At 38.5% G+C, this 17868-nt stretch carries 18 protein-coding genes; 10 read left to right on the top strand and 8 right to left on the bottom strand.

Features of this window, described 5'->3' with window-relative positions; all coding sequences use genetic code 11:
• From PROVRUST_RS11545 to lpxC, 5 genes are all read left to right on the top strand, one after another.
• A complete protein-coding gene (locus PROVRUST_RS11545; protein ID WP_006815002.1) occupies positions 1–921 on the top strand; it encodes a D-alanine--D-alanine ligase in 921 nt (306 codons plus the stop codon).
• Position 922: 1 nt separating this feature from the next.
• Complete coding sequence (gene ftsQ, locus PROVRUST_RS11540) at positions 923–1729, top strand: cell division protein FtsQ (protein WP_006815001.1); 807 nt, start codon at positions 923–925, stop codon at positions 1727–1729.
• Between the two features lie 44 nt (positions 1730–1773).
• Complete coding sequence (ftsA, locus tag PROVRUST_RS11535; protein WP_006815000.1) at positions 1774–3030, top strand: cell division protein FtsA; 1257 nt, start codon at positions 1774–1776, stop codon at positions 3028–3030.
• A gap of 56 nt (positions 3031–3086) precedes the next feature.
• On the top strand, positions 3087–4244 hold the full coding sequence (gene ftsZ / locus PROVRUST_RS11530; protein ID WP_006814999.1) for a cell division protein FtsZ: 1158 nt from the start codon (positions 3087–3089) through the stop codon (positions 4242–4244).
• Positions 4245–4344: 100 nt separating this feature from the next.
• On the top strand, positions 4345–5262 hold the full coding sequence (gene lpxC / locus PROVRUST_RS11525; RefSeq protein ID WP_006814998.1) for a UDP-3-O-acyl-N-acetylglucosamine deacetylase: 918 nt from the start codon (positions 4345–4347) through the stop codon (positions 5260–5262).
• 43 nt (positions 5263–5305) lie between these two features.
• Here lpxC and PROVRUST_RS11520 read toward each other — a convergent pair whose 3' ends face one another.
• Entirely contained in the window at positions 5306–5827 is a 522-nt protein-coding gene (locus PROVRUST_RS11520; protein WP_006814997.1) for a DUF721 domain-containing protein, read from the bottom strand.
• 90 nt (positions 5828–5917) lie between these two features.
• Between PROVRUST_RS11520 and secM the strand changes: the two genes are divergently transcribed.
• From secM to mutT, 3 genes are all read left to right on the top strand, one after another.
• Entirely contained in the window at positions 5918–6445 is a 528-nt protein-coding gene (secM, locus tag PROVRUST_RS11515) for a secA translation cis-regulator SecM (RefSeq protein WP_006814996.1), read from the top strand.
• A gap of 99 nt (positions 6446–6544) precedes the next feature.
• Complete coding sequence (gene secA / locus PROVRUST_RS11510) at positions 6545–9256, top strand: preprotein translocase subunit SecA (protein WP_006814994.1); 2712 nt, start codon at positions 6545–6547, stop codon at positions 9254–9256.
• Between the two features lie 59 nt (positions 9257–9315).
• Entirely contained in the window at positions 9316–9714 is a 399-nt protein-coding gene (gene mutT / locus PROVRUST_RS11505; protein WP_006814993.1) for an 8-oxo-dGTP diphosphatase MutT, read from the top strand.
• A gap of 77 nt (positions 9715–9791) precedes the next feature.
• Here the strand turns inward: mutT and yacG are convergent, their stop codons facing one another.
• The 7 genes from yacG to ampD all read right to left on the bottom strand — a co-directional run bounded on the left by yacG (position 9792) and on the right by ampD (position 15370).
• Positions 9792–9989 (bottom strand): DNA gyrase inhibitor YacG, encoded by a 198-nt coding sequence (yacG, locus tag PROVRUST_RS11500; protein ID WP_006814992.1) that lies wholly within the window; start codon positions 9987–9989, stop codon positions 9792–9794.
• 16 nt (positions 9990–10005) lie between these two features.
• Entirely contained in the window at positions 10006–10764 is a 759-nt protein-coding gene (gene zapD / locus PROVRUST_RS11495) for a cell division protein ZapD (RefSeq protein WP_006814991.1), read from the bottom strand.
• Positions 10765–10772: 8 nt separating this feature from the next.
• Positions 10773–11378, bottom strand: a complete 606-nt coding sequence (coaE, locus tag PROVRUST_RS11490; protein ID WP_039855132.1) for a dephospho-CoA kinase — start codon at positions 11376–11378, stop codon at positions 10773–10775.
• A gap of 156 nt (positions 11379–11534) precedes the next feature.
• Positions 11535–12722 (bottom strand): type II secretion system F family protein, encoded by a 1188-nt coding sequence (locus tag PROVRUST_RS11485; RefSeq protein ID WP_006814989.1) that lies wholly within the window; start codon positions 12720–12722, stop codon positions 11535–11537.
• Complete coding sequence (locus tag PROVRUST_RS11480) at positions 12722–14119, bottom strand: ATPase, T2SS/T4P/T4SS family (protein WP_006814988.1); 1398 nt, start codon at positions 14117–14119, stop codon at positions 12722–12724. Before PROVRUST_RS11480 ends, PROVRUST_RS11485 begins: the two co-directional genes overlap by 1 nt.
• 13 nt (positions 14120–14132) lie before the next feature.
• Entirely contained in the window at positions 14133–14558 is a 426-nt protein-coding gene (gene ppdD / locus PROVRUST_RS11475) for a prepilin peptidase-dependent pilin (protein ID WP_006814987.1), read from the bottom strand.
• Positions 14559–14833: 275 nt separating this feature from the next.
• Entirely contained in the window at positions 14834–15370 is a 537-nt protein-coding gene (gene ampD, locus PROVRUST_RS11470; protein WP_272519364.1) for a 1,6-anhydro-N-acetylmuramyl-L-alanine amidase AmpD, read from the bottom strand.
• A 106-nt stretch (positions 15371–15476) separates the two neighbouring features.
• Between ampD and nadC the strand changes: the two genes are divergently transcribed.
• Together nadC and pdhR are read left to right on the top strand one after the other, a co-directional pair.
• Positions 15477–16379: a carboxylating nicotinate-nucleotide diphosphorylase gene (gene nadC / locus PROVRUST_RS11465; protein WP_039855130.1), complete on the top strand. Its 903-nt coding sequence runs from the start codon at positions 15477–15479 to the stop codon at positions 16377–16379.
• 595 nt (positions 16380–16974) lie between these two features.
• Positions 16975–17745, top strand: a complete 771-nt coding sequence (gene pdhR / locus PROVRUST_RS11460; RefSeq protein ID WP_006814983.1) for a pyruvate dehydrogenase complex transcriptional repressor PdhR — start codon at positions 16975–16977, stop codon at positions 17743–17745.
• Positions 17746–17868 lie beyond the last annotated feature (123 nt).

The raw sequence follows: 17868 nt of genomic DNA, 5'->3' as shown, positions 1-17868 counted from the left end.
ATGACAGAGAAAGTTGCTGTTCTATTAGGTGGAACATCTGCTGAACGTGAGGTTTCACTTCAGTCAGGAAATGCCGTATTGGCTGGGTTACGCCAAGCTGGTATTGATGCACACCCGATTGATACTCAAAATTTTCCTGTTGTGACGTTGAAAGACGCTGGTTTTGATAAAGTGTTTATCGCATTACATGGTCGTGGTGGAGAAGATGGGACAATTCAAGGAATGCTTGAATTTCTTGGTCTTCCTTATACTGGAAGTGGGGTGATGGCATCCGCACTGAGTATGGATAAACTGCGAACAAAACAATTATGGCAAGGTGCAGGGCTAAGTGTTTCTCCATATATTTCACTTAATAGGCAGAAATATACTAATATTAAAAAAGAGCAGTTAGCTCAGCAGGTTAAGCATCTTGGGCTACCATTGATCGTCAAACCAAGCTTGGAAGGTTCTAGTGTTGGAATGAGTAAAGTTGATTCTTTGGATGCTTTACCAGAAGCTATCGAATTAGCGTTTCGTTTTGATGATACATTATTGATTGAAAAGTGGTTAAGCGGTCCTGAATACACGGTTGCGGTGCTGGGCGATAACGTATTGCCTTCAATCCGAATTCAACCTCCGGGCGTGTTTTATGACTATGAAGCGAAATATTTGTCGGATGAAACACAATATTTTTGCCCTAGCGGATTAGATTCTCAGCGCGAAGCTGAACTTGCAGATATCGCAATGCAAGCTTATCAAGCCGTAGGTTGCCGTGGCTGGGGTCGTGTAGATGTGATGCAAGATAGCGATGGTAAATTCTATTTGCTTGAGGTGAATACTTCGCCGGGAATGACCAGTCATAGTCTGGTTCCGATGGCAGCACGTCAGGCCGGCTTAGATTTTTCACAATTAGTGGCGCGTATTTTGGAATTGGCTAGTTGATATGTCACAGGCAGCGTTAAACGTTAGGCATCATAATGACGATAAAGACGAAGATCCAGGCTCTAGACCGAGTAATGGTGCGTTTTTAGGTGGGTTGATTTTCTTCCTAATGGTTGTAGGCACAATCATTTGGAGTGGTTGGACCGTGATGACTTGGATGAAAGATGCCGATAGGCTGCCGATGTCAAAGTTAGTCTTAACGGGAGAGCGAGCTTATACCACTAATGATGATGTTCGGAAGGCGATTTTATCCCTTGGGCAACCAGGAACATTTATGACGGTAGACGTCAATGCCATCCAGAATCAAATTAGTATGATGCCTTGGATCCGTCAGGTGACTGTACGTAAACAATGGCCTGATGAACTGAAAATTCATATTGTAGAATATAAGCCTTTTGCCCGATGGAATGACCAAAGCATGGTAGATAAGGAAGGTCGGGTATTTAGCCTTCCTGCTAGCCAAAATGGAAAAGGCGATTATGTGATGCTGTATGGTCCACAGGGTAGTCAGGGTGAGGTTTTAAAAGAATTTACTGTCTTAAAGGATATTTTGGCGAAAAATAACTTGAAACTAAAATCCATTTCTATGACAGCGCGCCATGCATGGCAGATTATTTTAGATAATGATGTACGAGTAGAGCTAGGTAAAAAGGATGTATTAGAGCGGTTAAATCGTTTTCTTGAACTTTATCCGCTTTTACAGCAAACAACGGATAAACGCGTCGATTATGTCGACTTGCGTTATACCAGTGGTGCCGCGGTAGGATGGGCTCCCGTTTTAGTCGATGCTCCACAGGGTTTCCAATAGGGCAGATTGCTAATAACTCAAATTAGGCAGATAGGCAGAAGCAAATGATTAAAGCAACGGACAGAAAATTAGTGGTAGGCCTTGAAATTGGAACTTCCAAGGTATCAGCCCTGGTAGGCGAAATTCTGCCCGATGGTATGGTTAATATTATTGGGGTGGGAAGCTGTCCATCTCGTGGAATGGACAAAGGTGGCGTTAACGATCTTGAATCCGTCGTTAAATGCGTCCAGAGAACGATCGATCAAGCTGAATTAATGGCTGATTGCCAGATTTCCTCTGTTTACCTTGCATTATCAGGTAAGCATGTAAGCTGTCAAAATGAAATTGGTATGGTGCCAATTTCAGAAGAAGAAGTGACTCAAGAAGATGTGGACAGTGTGGTTCACACGGCTAAATCAGTCAGAGTTAAAGACGAACATCGAATTCTGCATGTGATTCCGCAAGAATTCGCGATTGACTACCAAGAAGGTATTAAAAATCCAGTGGGTCTATCGGGTGTTCGGATGCAAGCTAAAGTGCATTTAATTACTTGCCATAATGATATGGCGAAGAACATTGTGAAGGCTGTAGAGCGTTGTGGGTTAAAAGTTGATCAGCTTATTTTTGCTGGTCTCGCCGCAAGTTACAGCGTACTTACTGAAGATGAACGTGAATTAGGTGTGTGTGTCGTTGATATCGGTGGCGGCACGATGGATATGGCAGTCTATACTGGTGGTGCATTACGACATACTAAAGTTATCCCTTATGCGGGTAATGTGGTCACGAGTGATATCGCGTATGCCTTTGGTACACCACCAACAGATGCAGAAGCGATTAAAATACGCCATGGTTGTGCGGTCGGCTCTATTGTTAGTAAAGATGAGACGGTTGAAGTGCCAAGTGTAGGGGGGCGTCCGCCAAGAAGTTTGCAACGCCAAACCTTAGCAGAAGTCATTGAGCCGCGGTATACTGAGCTGTTAAATTTAGTAAATGAAGAAATTTTAAATTTACAGGAACAGTTACGCTTACAAGGTGTCAAACACCACTTAGCCGCAGGTATTGTCCTGACTGGTGGTGCGGCTCAAATTGATGGCCTCGTCGAATGTGCTCAAAAAGTGTTCCATACGCAGGTAAGAATTGGTACACCACTTAATATAACAGGATTAACGGATTATGCTCAGGAGCCGTACTACTCCACTGCTGTAGGGCTCCTGCATTACGGTAAAGAAAGCCATCTTGGCGATGATACCGAAACGGAAAAACGTGCTTCAGTTAGCGGGTGGTTTAGTAAGCTAACCAGCTGGTTGAGAAAAGAATTTTAATTTTTATTTAGAAGCATATTATTAGCTTCGATTTAAGCACAAAACGGAGAGACATTATGTTTGAACCAATGGAGCTAACCAATGATGCGGTGATTAAGGTCATCGGCGTTGGCGGCGGCGGCGGAAATGCCGTTGAACACATGGTACGCGAGCGAATTGAAGGCGTTGAATTCTTTGCTGTGAATACAGACGCACAAGCTCTGCGTAAAACCGCAGTAGGACAAACTATCCAAATCGGGACCGGTATTACTAAAGGTCTGGGTGCGGGTGCAAACCCAGAAGTGGGTCGCAATGCTGCTGAAGAAGACCGTGAAGCATTACGCAATGCTCTTGATGGAGCAGACATGGTCTTTATCGCCGCTGGTATGGGCGGTGGTACAGGTACCGGAGCAGCGCCAGTTGTTGCTGAAGTTGCTAAAGAATTAGGTATCCTGACAGTTGCTGTCGTGACTAAGCCATTCAATTTTGAAGGCAAAAAACGCATGGCATTCGCTGAAGCGGGTATCACTGAGTTATCTAAGCATGTTGACTCATTGATTACTATTCCGAATGACAAATTATTAAAAGTTCTTGGTCGAGGTATCTCTTTACTGGATGCTTTTGGTGCGGCAAATGACGTATTAAAAGGTGCAGTTCAGGGTATCGCAGAGCTGATTACTCGCCCAGGTTTAATGAACGTGGACTTTGCTGACGTGCGTACTGTGATGTCAGAAATGGGTTACGCGATGATGGGCTCCGGTGTTGCACGTGGAGAAGATCGAGCTGAAGAAGCGGCAGAAATGGCAATTTCTAGTCCACTTCTGGAAGATATCGACTTGTCTGGCGCGCGTGGTGTGCTGGTTAACATCACGGCTGGTTTTGACCTGCGTCTGGATGAATTCGAAACTGTGGGTAATACCATCCGTGCATTTGCATCTGATAATGCAACGGTCGTAATTGGTACTTCTTTAGACCCAGAAATGCATGAAGAGCTGCGTGTAACAGTTGTTGCTACCGGTATTGGTATGGATAAACGTCCAGAAATCACATTGGTCAGTAATAAAATGTCTCAGCAAGCTTCAATGGAGCAGCGCTATCAGCAAATGCAAAATAGCATGTCTTCATTAAATGAAGAAAAACCAGCTGCAAAAGCAGTTAATGACCAAAATACGCAGACAAACAAAGAACCGGATTATTTAGATATTCCAGCGTTCTTGCGTAAACAGGCTGATTAATTTTTTAATTTAATTGGTTTTTCCGCTTTTTGTGCTAAAATTTTCTACTGACTATCCCTTATGATAGTCAGTAGGACTTATAACATTGCGAGAAAATACGATGATCAAACAACGGACACTAAAACGTATTATTAAAGCGACTGGTGTTGGTTTACATACCGGCAAAAAAGTTACGCTTACTTTACGTCCAGCGCCGGCAAACACCGGGGTCATCTACCGTCGTACTGACCTTAATCCACCGGTTGATTTTCCGGCAGATGCGAAATCAGTTCGCGATACCATGTTATGTACTTGCTTAGTCAATGAAGATAACGTGCGTATTTCTACTGTTGAGCATTTGAATGCTGCATTAGCAGGATTAGGTATCGATAACATTGTTATTGAAGTCAACGCGCCTGAAATCCCTATTATGGATGGCAGTGCTGCACCTTTTGTTTTCTTACTGCTAGATGGCGGTATTGAAGAATTAAATTGTGCGAAGAAATTCTTACGCATTAAAGAAACAGTACGTGTTGAAGATGGTGATAAGTGGGCAGAGATGTCACCTTATAATGGCTTTAGCTTAGATTTCACTATCGACTTCCAACACCCTGCGATTGATACTAGTACTCAGCGTTATGCAATGGATTTCTCTGCGGAATCTTTTGTGAACCAAATCAGTCGTGCGCGTACATTTGGTTTTATGCGTGATATTGAATATCTGCAATCGAAAGGTTTATGCTTAGGCGGTAGTTTTGACTGTGCTATCGTGGTTGATGACTACAAAGTTCTCAACGAAGATGGTTTACGCTTTGAAGATGAATTCGTTCGTCACAAAATGCTTGATGCAATTGGTGACTTATTCATGTGTGGACACAATATTATTGGTGCATTCACTGCATTCAAATCGGGTCACGCACTGAATAACAAACTTCTACAAGCTGTTCTGGCTAAAGAATCTGCTTGGGATTTGGTTACCTATGAAGATGAAGCTGAACTACCTCTGGCATTCAAAGCGCCTTCGGCTGTATTCGCATAATAGTTTCTATTATGCTGCTATTTCTGAATTGTAATACTCAGGTTTAGCCTTTTCTGTTGGTTGCATTAGTACCCTCTCCGGCTAATGCAGCCAGCCGCTCGAATCTCTCCTTTAATCCTTTTGGGCTTCTTTCAGCCAATTTCAATAGTTGTTCTGCTGTCTGTACACTTATCTGTCTTTGATTACGATTTGTCTTAGTTAAAACTGATTGCTTATTCAGTGAGCTATTTTGCTTAGTTTTTCGTATAAGATCGGGATTGATTCTGATGTCGATAGACGATAAAGATGGTAGAATGGAAGTTCTTAATGCGGAAAGAAGATTTAATTTTTCATAATTAAGACGGGTCATCCAACTGGCGTTAGCCACTTCGAGAACCATAATATTATTGCGATAGTTTGCCACACGGCACATAGGCTTTATTTCTGCTGGTAGCAAATTTTTTACAACTTGGTTCAGTTTGAGAATCGCTTTTGCATTCCGCTGAATAGTTTGCAATGTATTGGATGTTTTTGACAACGACTCTTCGAGTACATTAAAAAGCGGTTGTGGATGACTATCTCTCATTGTGAACTCTCATTTTTCGCTATAGCCAAAGGTGTGGGAACATAACTGAGAAGCAATAATACTTCAATATACAGATTATATAAGAGTTTGATGGGTATTTTAAATTTTTGGCGACATTTAGGTAGAAGATACTTTTGGTCCCACCTATTATTAGGTGTTGTGGCTACGGGTGTCGGCTTGCCTACAATTCTAAATGCCTTGTCCCAATCCCAACAAACTCAAATTAACTCTACACCAGTTAATCGCCAAAGCCAGGCTGTAAATGCTTTCGATAACTTGTTTGCCCAACAGAGTTCTCAACGTTCTTCATCTTCATCTTCCTATTCGGTTAACTATTGGCAGCAGCATGCTGTTCGTAATGTTATCCGGCAACTGACTTTTGCATTTTCAACCAATGAAGATGAGGATACCGGTAAAAGAGTGCTGCCAAAAGAGCAGCATTTTGCACCACAGTTAATGATTGATACGTTGTACGCCATGCTGGCACAACGTTCACTTCAACGAGATGTGGCAAGCCTACAGAGTAGCCATCATATCTATCCAACCTTTACGGTCTATCAACCTGCAATTTGGGTTGCTCAGGTTCATGGGATTAGAGCCGGTCCTCTCTGCGCTTAAGCCTATTTAACGATTGTATCTCCATACTTTATGGTGGGATGCTATTGTTTTTTATCACGAATTTATTCTAATAATTAACTGATTTACCTGAGAAAAAATATGTTAACTAAATTATTAACCAAAGTATTTGGTAGCCGTAATGAGCGTACACTGCGTCGTTTACGCAAAGAAGTAGAAAAAATTAACCGTCTAGAGCCTGAGTTTGAAAAACTATCTGACGAAGAACTAAAAGCAAAAACAACAGAATTTCGTGAGCGTATTAAGCAAGGTGAAAGCATTGAAAATATTATTCCTGAAGCATTTGCTACTGTGCGTGAAGCCAGTAAACGTGTATTCGGGATGCGCCATTTCGACGTCCAATTAATTGGTGGTATGGTGCTTAATGAGCGTTGTATCGCAGAGATGCGTACAGGTGAAGGTAAAACATTAACGGCTACATTACCGGCATATGTGAATGCGTTATCTGGTAAGGGCGTTCACGTTGTTACCGTGAACGATTATTTGGCAAAACGTGATGCTGAAAATAACCGTCCACTATTTGAATTCTTAGGCTTAACAGTTGGTATCAATTTATCCGGTATGGCTGCGCCAGCGAAACGTCAAGCATATGCGGCAGATATTACTTATGGTACTAACAACGAATTTGGTTTCGACTATTTACGTGACAACATGGCATTCAGCCCTGAAGAGCGAGTTCAACGCAAATTGCACTATGCGTTAGTGGATGAGGTGGATTCAATTTTAATTGATGAGGCTCGTACACCACTCATTATTTCTGGTCCTGCGGAAGATAGTTCGGATCTGTATACTCAAGTTGATAAATTAATTCCAAAATTAATTCGTCAAGAGAAGGAAGATTCAGATACTTTCCAAGGTGAAGGTCACTTCTCCGTAGATGAAAAATCTCGTCAAGTTACTATCACTGAGCGTGGTTTAGTCTTGGTTGAAGAGTTACTAGTGAATGCCGGTCTTATGGATGAAGGCGAATCTTTGTATTCACCATCGAATATCATGCTTATGCACCATGTCATGGCAGGTTTACGTGCCCATGCATTATTCACCCGTGATGTTGACTACATTGTTAAAGACAATCAAGTCATTATTGTTGATGAGCATACTGGTCGTACAATGGACGGTCGCCGTTGGTCCGATGGTTTACACCAAGCAGTTGAAGCGAAAGAAGGTGTTGAGATCCACAATGAGAACCAAACTCTTGCCTCAATAACATTCCAGAATTATTTCCGCTTATATGAAAAATTAGCTGGTATGACGGGTACTGCGGATACTGAGGCATTTGAATTTAGCTCTATTTATAAGCTTGATACCATTGTTATCCCAACTAACCGTCCAATGGTGCGTAAAGATTTACCTGATTTAGTCTATATGACAGAAGCAGATAAATTTGAAGCCATTATTGAAGATATCCGTGAAAGAACAGCGAAAGGTCAACCGGTGCTGGTTGGTACTATCTCAATTGAAAAATCTGAGATGATTTCTAATGCGCTGAATAAAGCAAAAATTGCTCATAATGTCTTGAATGCTAAATTCCACTCAATGGAAGCAGATATCATTGCTAATGCGGGGCAATCTGGTGCAGTAACTATCGCAACTAACATGGCTGGTCGTGGTACTGATATTGTATTAGGTGGCAGCTGGCAGTCAGAAGTTGCGGCATTAGAAGAGCCAACTCAAGAACAAATTGATGAAATCAAGGCTAATTGGAAAATTCGTCATGATGAAGTTTTAGCTGCGGGCGGTTTACATATTATTGGTACTGAGCGCCATGAATCTCGCCGTATTGATAACCAGTTACGTGGTCGTGCGGGTCGTCAAGGGGATGCGGGTTCTTCACGTTTCTATTTATCCATGGAAGATGCATTAATGCGTATCTTTGCTTCTGATCGTGTCACTGGCATGATGAAAAAGCTGGGTATGAAACCGGGTGAAGCTATTGAGCATCCTTGGGTAACTAAAGCTATCGCAAACGCACAACGTAAAGTTGAAAGTCGTAACTTTGATATTCGTAAACAGTTACTTGAATATGATGATGTTGCAAGTGACCAACGCCGTGCTATTTATTCTCAGCGTAATGAATTGTTGGATGGCGGTGATATCAAAGAAACAGTTGATAGCATTCGTGAAGATGTATTGTCGACGACAATGGATGCTTATATTCCACCTCAATCACTTGAAGAAATGTGGGATATTGATGGTCTACATAAACGCTTAGTGAGTGATTTCGACCTCGATCTACCAATCAAAGAGTGGTTAGATAAAGAGCCTGAGTTACATGAAGAAACTCTGCGTGAACGTATTATGGAAAAAGCGATTGAAATTTATCAACGTAAAGAGGAAATCGTTGGTGAAGAAGCTATGCGTAACTTTGAAAAAGGGGTTATGTTACAAACTCTGGACACATTGTGGAAAGAGCATTTGGCCTCTATGGACTATTTACGCCAAGGTATCCATTTACGTGGTTATGCACAAAAAGATCCAAAACAAGAGTACAAACGTGAATCTTTCAGTATGTTTGCAAGTATGTTGGAAGCGCTGAAGTATGAAGTGATCAGTACCTTGTCTAAAGTGCAAGTTCGCTTACCTGAAGAAGTTGAAGCATTAGAACAACAGCGCCGTGAAGAAGCAGAACGTCTAGCTAAGAAACAGCATTTAAGTCATGCGACTGAAACTGAGTCATTAATGACAGAAGCTGAAGCAAAAATTGCAACTCAAGGGAATAAGATTGGTCGTAATGACCCATGTCCTTGTGGTTCAGGTAAAAAATACAAACAGTGTCATGGACGTTTGAATTAATAGAGATTCATTGATTATTAAATAAAGGCGGGAATTCCCGCCTTTTTAACGAAGAAATTATGGAAAAAAAACATTTACATATTGCAGCGGGAATTATTCGAACTGCTCAGCAACATATTTTTATAACCCAACGTCCTGAAGGTACTCATATGGCAGGCTTTTGGGAGTTTCCTGGTGGGAAGCTAGAACAAGGCGAGCTACCGGAAGATGCTTTGATTCGGGAGTTAGAAGAGGAAGTTGGGATCATAGTAACTGATTGTAGTTTGTTTCATCGAGTTGACCATGAATTTGACGATAGGTTTATTACACTCTATTTCTTTATGGTTTCTGATTGGCGGAATGAACCTTATGGAAGAGAGGGACAAAAATTTCGCTGGATTGATCAGGAAGACTTAATTGCTGATGAATTCCCACCAGCGAATCGAGTTATTGTTGATATGCTGACAAAAGCAGTCTAATTACTCAGGATCAATGTTTAACTTGTGGAAAATAGACACGGAAGACTATTTTCCACGGTTGATAGCCTATTTAACCATTAATGATCAGGTTGCTCACTCCAGTTATCGCTATCGGAAATATCCCCTTGGCTTCCAATTCGTTTCTCTTCAGCGGCCCATTCACCTAAGTCAATTAATTGACAGCGTTTACAACAAAATGGGCGATAAGGGCTATTTTCATTCCAAATCACTACTTTTTGGCAAGTTGGACAATTTACTTCAATCACTTCGCTCATACTTCTATTCCCAAAACTAACAGCAGGCTAGCTGAAAATTAATCACTTCGGGGAGTATACCATTCTCACTATCAATGTGCAGGAAACGTAGTGCAAAACGATTTTTGTGCCCAGAAATTTGTGGATAGAGCAAATCGTCGGGGCTGAGCTTAATACGTAGTAATTCTTTACCTTCCACATTACCTTGGTAAAAACCATTATGAGATTGCCTATCTTCAAAGTGACCATTCTGGCGAATAAGTGAGAGAACAGTCTGTAGTGCTTCATGTAAAGGGTCGATACTTGTTAGCCATATTTTGATTTCATCACTCCGCTCTGTTTGAGGGATATGCAACCATAACTGCAGGGTAGGAAGATCGAAATTACAGCAGCCACCAGGAATGCTAAGACGTTGACGAACCATACTGATAATTTTATCTGTTCTGAGCAAGTGACCGAATCGTGGTGCTAAAGTCAGAATAGATAGCTTATTGGATAAGTCATCGGTTAAGGATGTGAGTAGTTGCTTATCCACATTGGGGGATTCAGCCCAATTCAATAACTTTGTTTTATATTTCTCTAATTCTTTTATTAGGTCAGTACGGACTTCGCCTCTATCTAAAATTTCGATGAGCTCGGAAACTGAGCGAAAAAAGGCAATCCCAGATGCATAGGAAGTAATATTACTCTGCTCATAAATTTGTAATAGCAGGGTTTCAAGGCGTAACCAAGAACGAATTTTTTCATTCATTGGGTATTCATAAGTGACCAAGTTTGTATCTGTTTGTTCGCCCATGTGTATTCCTATTCTTGTCTTTCTGCGAGTGCTAAATATTTTTTATGCAGCTCTATAACTCTATCAGTGATGTTTGTATCATTTGTATGGTTCGAAATAATATCATCAGCATAAGACAATCTTTTTTCTCGACTGACTTGAGCATCTAATATCTTGATAGCTTGCTCTTGACTGATGTTATCTCGCTTTACTGTTCTCTCAATTTGCTCTTCTTTGGTGACATCAACAACTAAAACTCGATTAGCTAAATGAGAGATATTATTTTCGATCAATAAAGGTACAACCCATAAGACATATGGAAATTTAGATTGCTGTAGCTGTTTCTTGGTTTCTTGCTGTATCAATGGATGAAGTAATGCATTCAACCATTTTTTTTCTTTAGGTTGAGAGAAGATGATCTCTCTTAGGCGAGCTCTATTCAGCATACCATCAGAGTTCAAGATATCTTGTCCAAAATGTTGCGTAATGTAGCCTAATGCCGGAGTATTAGGCTCGACAATTTGCCGAGCAATAACATCCGCATCAACAATAGGGACTCCAAGTTTAGAAAACTGGTTGGCAACCGTTGTTTTACCACTACCAATACCACCAGTGAGAGCAACTATATAAGGCATAAATTGATTCATTAACTAATTAGAAATAAAACAGGTTACACCGAAACTTTAAGTTTGTCTGTATACAATTCAATCTGAATTATAGGATTAATATATATATGTGACATCGCGCTATTTTTTATCATCTAAAATTTATAATCTCAATTAAGTAATAACTTAAACACCAGAAATGGCATTTCCTAAGTTAAATATTGGTAAGTACATAGCTAGCATAATTAAGCAGATAAAGCTCGAAATCAGAATAAGTAAGATTGGCTCTATACTTTTTAAGCGTTGCTCGGTAATAGATATATATTGCTCCATGTAATAATTAAATAAATATAATGTAAAATGTTCAAGTTTTCCAGATTCTTCTGCAATTGAAATAAGTTGAATAGCTAAGCTAGGGAATAAACTTGTTTTTTTCATCGACTCTGATAATGACTCACCTTTAATGATGGATTGGTAAATAAACTGGCAATCATTATTGTATCTTTTATTGGTGATAGTCTTAATTGAGCATTTTAAACATTCAGAGAGTGGTAGCCCAGAGCTCAATGTGGAGGATACGGTTAAAAAATATAAATTTAAATTATTCAATCTTATTATGCAATTAATATATGGAATTCTACTTATTATAGCTACTATGCATTCTGATAACTTCATTCTGAAATGGGCTGCTAGCAATCCAACGGTGAAAAATATGATAGATAATAATTCTATTTTTGTACTAATAAAATGAGAGATAGAAATTAAAATAAGAGTGATCGATGGTAATTGATGTTGAAAGCTAGTATAAATTTCTGCAAATTGAGGAATGACGAAAATTAGCATAATGACTAAAACTAGGCTTGAGAAAATAAGTAAAGTTATAGGGTAACGTAATGCTTTTTTGATTATCAAAGCTGTTTCTTTTTTGTGTTCAAGCATACCTTTAATGATGAGGAAACTCTCCTCATATTTTCCAGTATTTTCCGCAAGTAATATTAGGCTAATAATTGTGCTATCAAATATCTTTGGATGTTCACTTAAATTTTTAGTCAGCATTTCTCCATTTTCAAGGTTCCTAATAATTTCCCGAATAATATTTTTCCATAAAGGAAGTTGACAATTAGTTTGTAGAAGATGAAAACATTGAAGTAGACTGATTCCTGACGAACTTAATATGCTTAATTGATGAAAGAAATGGATTCTAAAATCTAAATTAACTTTATCTAAGATGAAAATAGATTTTAATTTTATTATAATTGGTGTTTCTCCTTGTTCCAATAGATATAAAAAAGCTTGTTTTTTATTTTTAGCAATGAGCGTGCTATGGGTATAATGATTATTATTATTTATAGATTGATAATTATAAACGAACATTAGTAATTAGCCTCCGTACCTATTACCGAGTAAAGTTCTTGTAAAGTTGTTTCCCCTGAGTCAATAAGTTCTAATCCGGATTGAAATAAACATTTGAAATTACTTAGAGGTTTATTTGATTTTAGAAATAACTGTTCTAATTGCTGCTGACTAAGATATTCATAAATAGCTGTACGCCCCATAAATCCAGAAAAGCAGCGCTCACATCCTTTTGCTTGCTGTTCATTAACAGAGTGAACGTCATCAATTTGAATTTTTATACTATTTGACTGTTTACAATGAGGACATAATTTTCGTATTAGTCGTTGGGCAATAACCATTTTTAAACAAGCTTGAAGTTGTGTTTTATCAATACCCAGTTGCTCCATTCGAGTAATTGCACTGATAGTGCAATTAGTGTGTAACGTGGATAATACTAGATGACCAGTTTGTGCTGCTCTAGTGGCTATTTGTGCAGTCTCTTCATCTCTGATTTCACCAATCATAATGACATCAGGATCTTGACGTAGAAGTGCTCGTAAAATATAGGCAAAAGTCAGATCATATTTTTCATGAACTTGAGTTTGGTTTATTCCTGAAAGAGGGATCTCTATTGGATCTTCTATCGTTGAAATATTTCTGTAAGACTGATTAAGATATTCTAGGGCGCTGTATAAGGTAACTGTTTTCCCACTTCCGGTAGGACCAGTAACGAGTATTAATCCTTGAGGCCTTTGCAAGTTACTTTTTAGTAATGGTAATAGAGATGAGCACATACCTAAGTTTTCAATAGAATATTTAAGTTGTGTATTAAGTAACCTAAGCACCAACTTTTCTCCGTAGATTGTTGGCATGCTCGATAGCCGGATACTGAAATTTTGTCCTTCAAAAAACCAACTCATTTGGCCATCTTGAGGAACTCTCTTTTCTGCAATATTCATTTTTGCCAGTATTTTTATACGAGCAATTATTTCATTATTAATTTCATGTGGTGGAGATGGTACAACATATAATTTACCATCAACGCGTAAGCGAATTTTAACTGTTAGTTTTGTTGGTTCAATATGAATATCAGATGAGCGCTTACGTACTGCCATTTTTAGCAAGTCCTCTACAAAACCAACCGCTGGAGACGTTGCATTGACAGGCTCATTATTGACTTGATATTCTTTTTCTTCTTCATTAATCTCTATAACTTGGCGATTAAAGTAATGGTCAATTTTTTGTTTTTGCCATATTTCATAGCAGACAGGTACGCTTGCAATAAATCTTAATGTGGAAAGTAAGTTATCACTAGGCTTTTCTAAGGTAGCAATAGAAAGTCTTTTTTCATTGTAATCAATAATAACTATATAATTCTTATCACATAATATTTTTAACTCTTTAAAAATATATTGATTGTCTTTTGCAGAGTTCATATTAATCCCTTAATTAAAAACTGAGTGTTTTTTCACATAATGCTTTTAGATCCGCATCATTATCAGACTTACACTCAGTAGACCATTGAAATTGAGTGTTATTTGTTGAATCTAAAGGAGTTAATGTCCCAGAAAGCTTTGTTAATGTTTTATCCCCTGAAAAATGAATAACACCAGATTTGACGTCAATATTTTTTAAATACTTTCCTTTAATTCCACTAGGAATATTGTTTTTCCCTCCATTACATCCAAGGAAGCTCCCTTGATTAAAACTACATAATTCCACACTATTTTTATAAGATAGGAGCGTTTGTAGCACATCTGTCATTGCTGCTTTTTGCATATAACCTTGATATCCTGGAATTGCGATCGCGCTTAATATTGAAATTATTGCTATCACAATCATTATTTCGATAAGTGAAAATCCTTTTTGATTCATGAATAACGCCTCCTTAGTTAATTGAGGCTCTATAATAATCTACTTATTTAGTAAATTTATTTATTGAAAATTAAGATTACGAGTAGCTTGGTAAGTTTATTTTGTAATTTGTTATCGGTGACATTTTTTTTCGAAGCGGTTCGCAAATTTAGATTAAGAAATTTTTTTGATACTAACTTAGGTATTAAATATTGCTATAAATAAAAGAATGGTGAAGGGATTGGCTAATCAACCATTATGATTATTAGCCAATAAAGTAGGATGGAAATTTAATTTTATAGGGCACTTTTATATTGTTTCCAATCAAAGTAAGGACCTGGGTCAGTTTTACGGCTGGGAGCAATATTACTATGACCTGTAATATTGTGTTTAATTTGTGGGTACTGTGAAATTAACAGCTTAGTTAGTTTAGTTAGTGCTATATATTGATATTCTGTAAAAGCTTCAAAATCAGTACCTTCTAACTCAATGCCGATAGAAAAGTCATTACATTTTTCTCTGCCTTGATAGCTAGATTGACCCGCATGCCACGCACGTTTATTAAAAGGAACATATTGAATAATTTCACCGTTACGGCGAATCAAACAATGGGCTGAAACTTTTAAATGTTGGATCTCTTGAAAGAAGGGGTGTTCATTAGGATCTAAGGTACCCATAAATAGCTGATTAATATATGGGCCACCAAATTGACCTGGTGGAAGACTGATATTGTGAATAACTAAAAGTGATGGATGTTCATCCGTAGGACGCGAATCGCAGTGTGGGGAAGGGATATGAGTCACATTATTTAGCCATCCTTCATGTATTTTCATATCAGTATCCATAGTATGCTCTTTTCTTTTTCTGTAAGTACCCGTAGTTGTTATTGAGAAGATTAGCATAGATGAAATGTTGCGGGGATATATTTTGGAGCTAGTAATGAGTATACGACGTTATGATGAACAAGAACGACGCAAGATATTGATAGAACGATTAATTGTAGATATTCCTTTTATGGTCACGGTTGCTCTAAAGGAAGATTTGGGGCAATTTGTTGACTATAAAAAAGATATTACAGGGCAATTACTGAATGAAAAAACACAGGCTACTGCAAGGATTATCACGCGAGAAGAAGGGATTTTTTGTGGTCAGAAATGGTTAGAGGAAGTTTTCTACCAATTGGGTAATCAAGTTCAAATTGATTGGAAAGTTCAAGATGGGGATAAGGTTTCACCAAACCAAGTACTATGCGAAATGCAAGGACCATCACAAATCTTATTAACGGGTGAAAGAACCGCATTAAATTTTATACAGACACTCTCCTCGGTATCGACGGTGACCGCAAAATATGTCATGCAACTTGAAGGTACAAGAACTAAATTATTAGATACCCGTAAAACTATTCCAGGATTACGAAGTGCATTGAAATATGCTGTTTTAATGGGGGGAGGATATAACCACCGTTTAGGTTTATCTGATGCTTATCTCATTAAAGAAAATCACATTATTTCTGCGGGATCAGTAAAACAAGCAATTTCTTTTGCTCGAGAATCTCACCCTGAAGTACCCATTGAGGTTGAAGTTGAAAATTTAGATGAGTTACTTCAAGCCATTAAAGCTAATGCCGATATTATTATGCTTGATAATTTCACAACAGATATGATGAAAGATGCAGTGGTTCTTGCTGATGGTAAAGCGGCTCTTGAAGTTTCGGGAAATGTCACATTAACAACTATTAGAGAGTACGCAGAAACTGGAGTTGATTTTATTTCAGTCGGGGCACTAACAAAGCACATTCATGCGATGGACCTCTCTATGCGCTTTGTAGAACTAAAGCATTAGCCGCTTAATTTTAAAAAGTATGGCTCAAGGTAGCAGGGGTAATAAGATTATAAATCACATTTTGATATTCCCTGCTTCTTTAAACTGAGTGATGCAGTAGCTTGGCCCATATTTAGTTATGAATTCAATGATGATGGTTTCTACTAGAGTGTTTATTAACTCAATAGTTATTGTAAAAATGACATGCTGAGAATAAGAACATTTTTTCATCAATGAACTTAACAAGCTAGCAACATTAATTAATGTGCTTTTTGTCTAAATATAAGACAACAATAATGAGTGAATTATTATTCAAATAATTAAGATAAAAAATCAAACCATGGTTGGCTGTAACGCTTCAGTTTTTATTTTTGAAGCATAAAAAATTAAATTGATGTTAAAACTGCGTACAGCTTGGTCAGAGTTTGGTTATTAATTAATGCTTTTTTTTAAAATTTTTCGTTAAAACTTGCAGGATTTTATGATTTAGCGCAAGGTCTTTATGGACAGATAGTGAATACTTTGTTACTTTATTAAGCCATAAATAAATTGGTATTACCAATTAACACTGGGTACTAGATAATCAATAATTACTCACTCATTGAAATGGCAGATTATGACTTACGGTAAAATTCGCCAACCAAAGTTATCTGATGTAATAGAGCAACGACTCGAACATCTTATTTTCGAGGGGACTTTACGCCCTGGCGAAAAGCTGCCCCCTGAACGTGAACTAGCAAAACAATTCGATGTCTCAAGACCGTCAGTGCGTGAAGCAATTCAAACATTAGAAGCTAAAGGGCTCTTATCTCGCCGGCAAGGTGGAGGTACATTTGTTCAAAAACAGATGTGGCAAAGTTTTAGTGACCCATTGGCAGAGTTACTTACTGGTAATCCTGAATCTCAATTAGACCTCCTTGAAACTCGTCATGCACTGGAAGGTATTGCAGCTTATTACGCTGCTTTACGCGGTACAGAAGAGGATATAGAGCGTATTCGTCAAAGCTATGAACTTATTAAAACAGCGCAGCAAAGTGGTGATCTTAATGCTGAGTCAGATGCAGTATTACAGTATCAACTGATTGTAACGGAAGCAGCTCATAATGTAGTACTGCTGCATTTGTTGCGTTGTATGGTACCAATGTTAGAACAAAATATTCGTCAAAATTTTGAATTCTTATATACCCGCAAAGAGATGTATAACGCGGTGAGTGAACATAGGGAACAAATTTTCTCGGCTATCGTTGCTAGAGAGCCAGAAAAAGCGCGTGAGGCATCACACCGCCATCTCGCATTTATTGAAGACCTACTGTTGGATATTGGTCGAGAGCAAACTCGTCGTGAGCGTTCTTTACGCCGATTACAGCAACATCCTGATTTAAATTAGTAATGTAGATCCTGACTGCTGCGTCTACATTACTCTGAATGCTCTTCTGAGAGTTAAAGCGGCAACTACATCAGGGCCTATCTTCCAGCTGTTTTTACAGCAAAATAGCTGGAAGATAGGCTC

Origin of the sequence: Providencia rustigianii DSM 4541, assembly GCF_000156395.1 — a bacterium.
In the GTDB taxonomy this organism is placed as follows: Bacteria; Pseudomonadota; Gammaproteobacteria; order Enterobacterales; family Enterobacteriaceae; genus Providencia; species Providencia rustigianii.
Note: the sequence above shows the minus strand (reverse complement) of the source record. Positions and strands in the feature narration are given on the sequence as shown.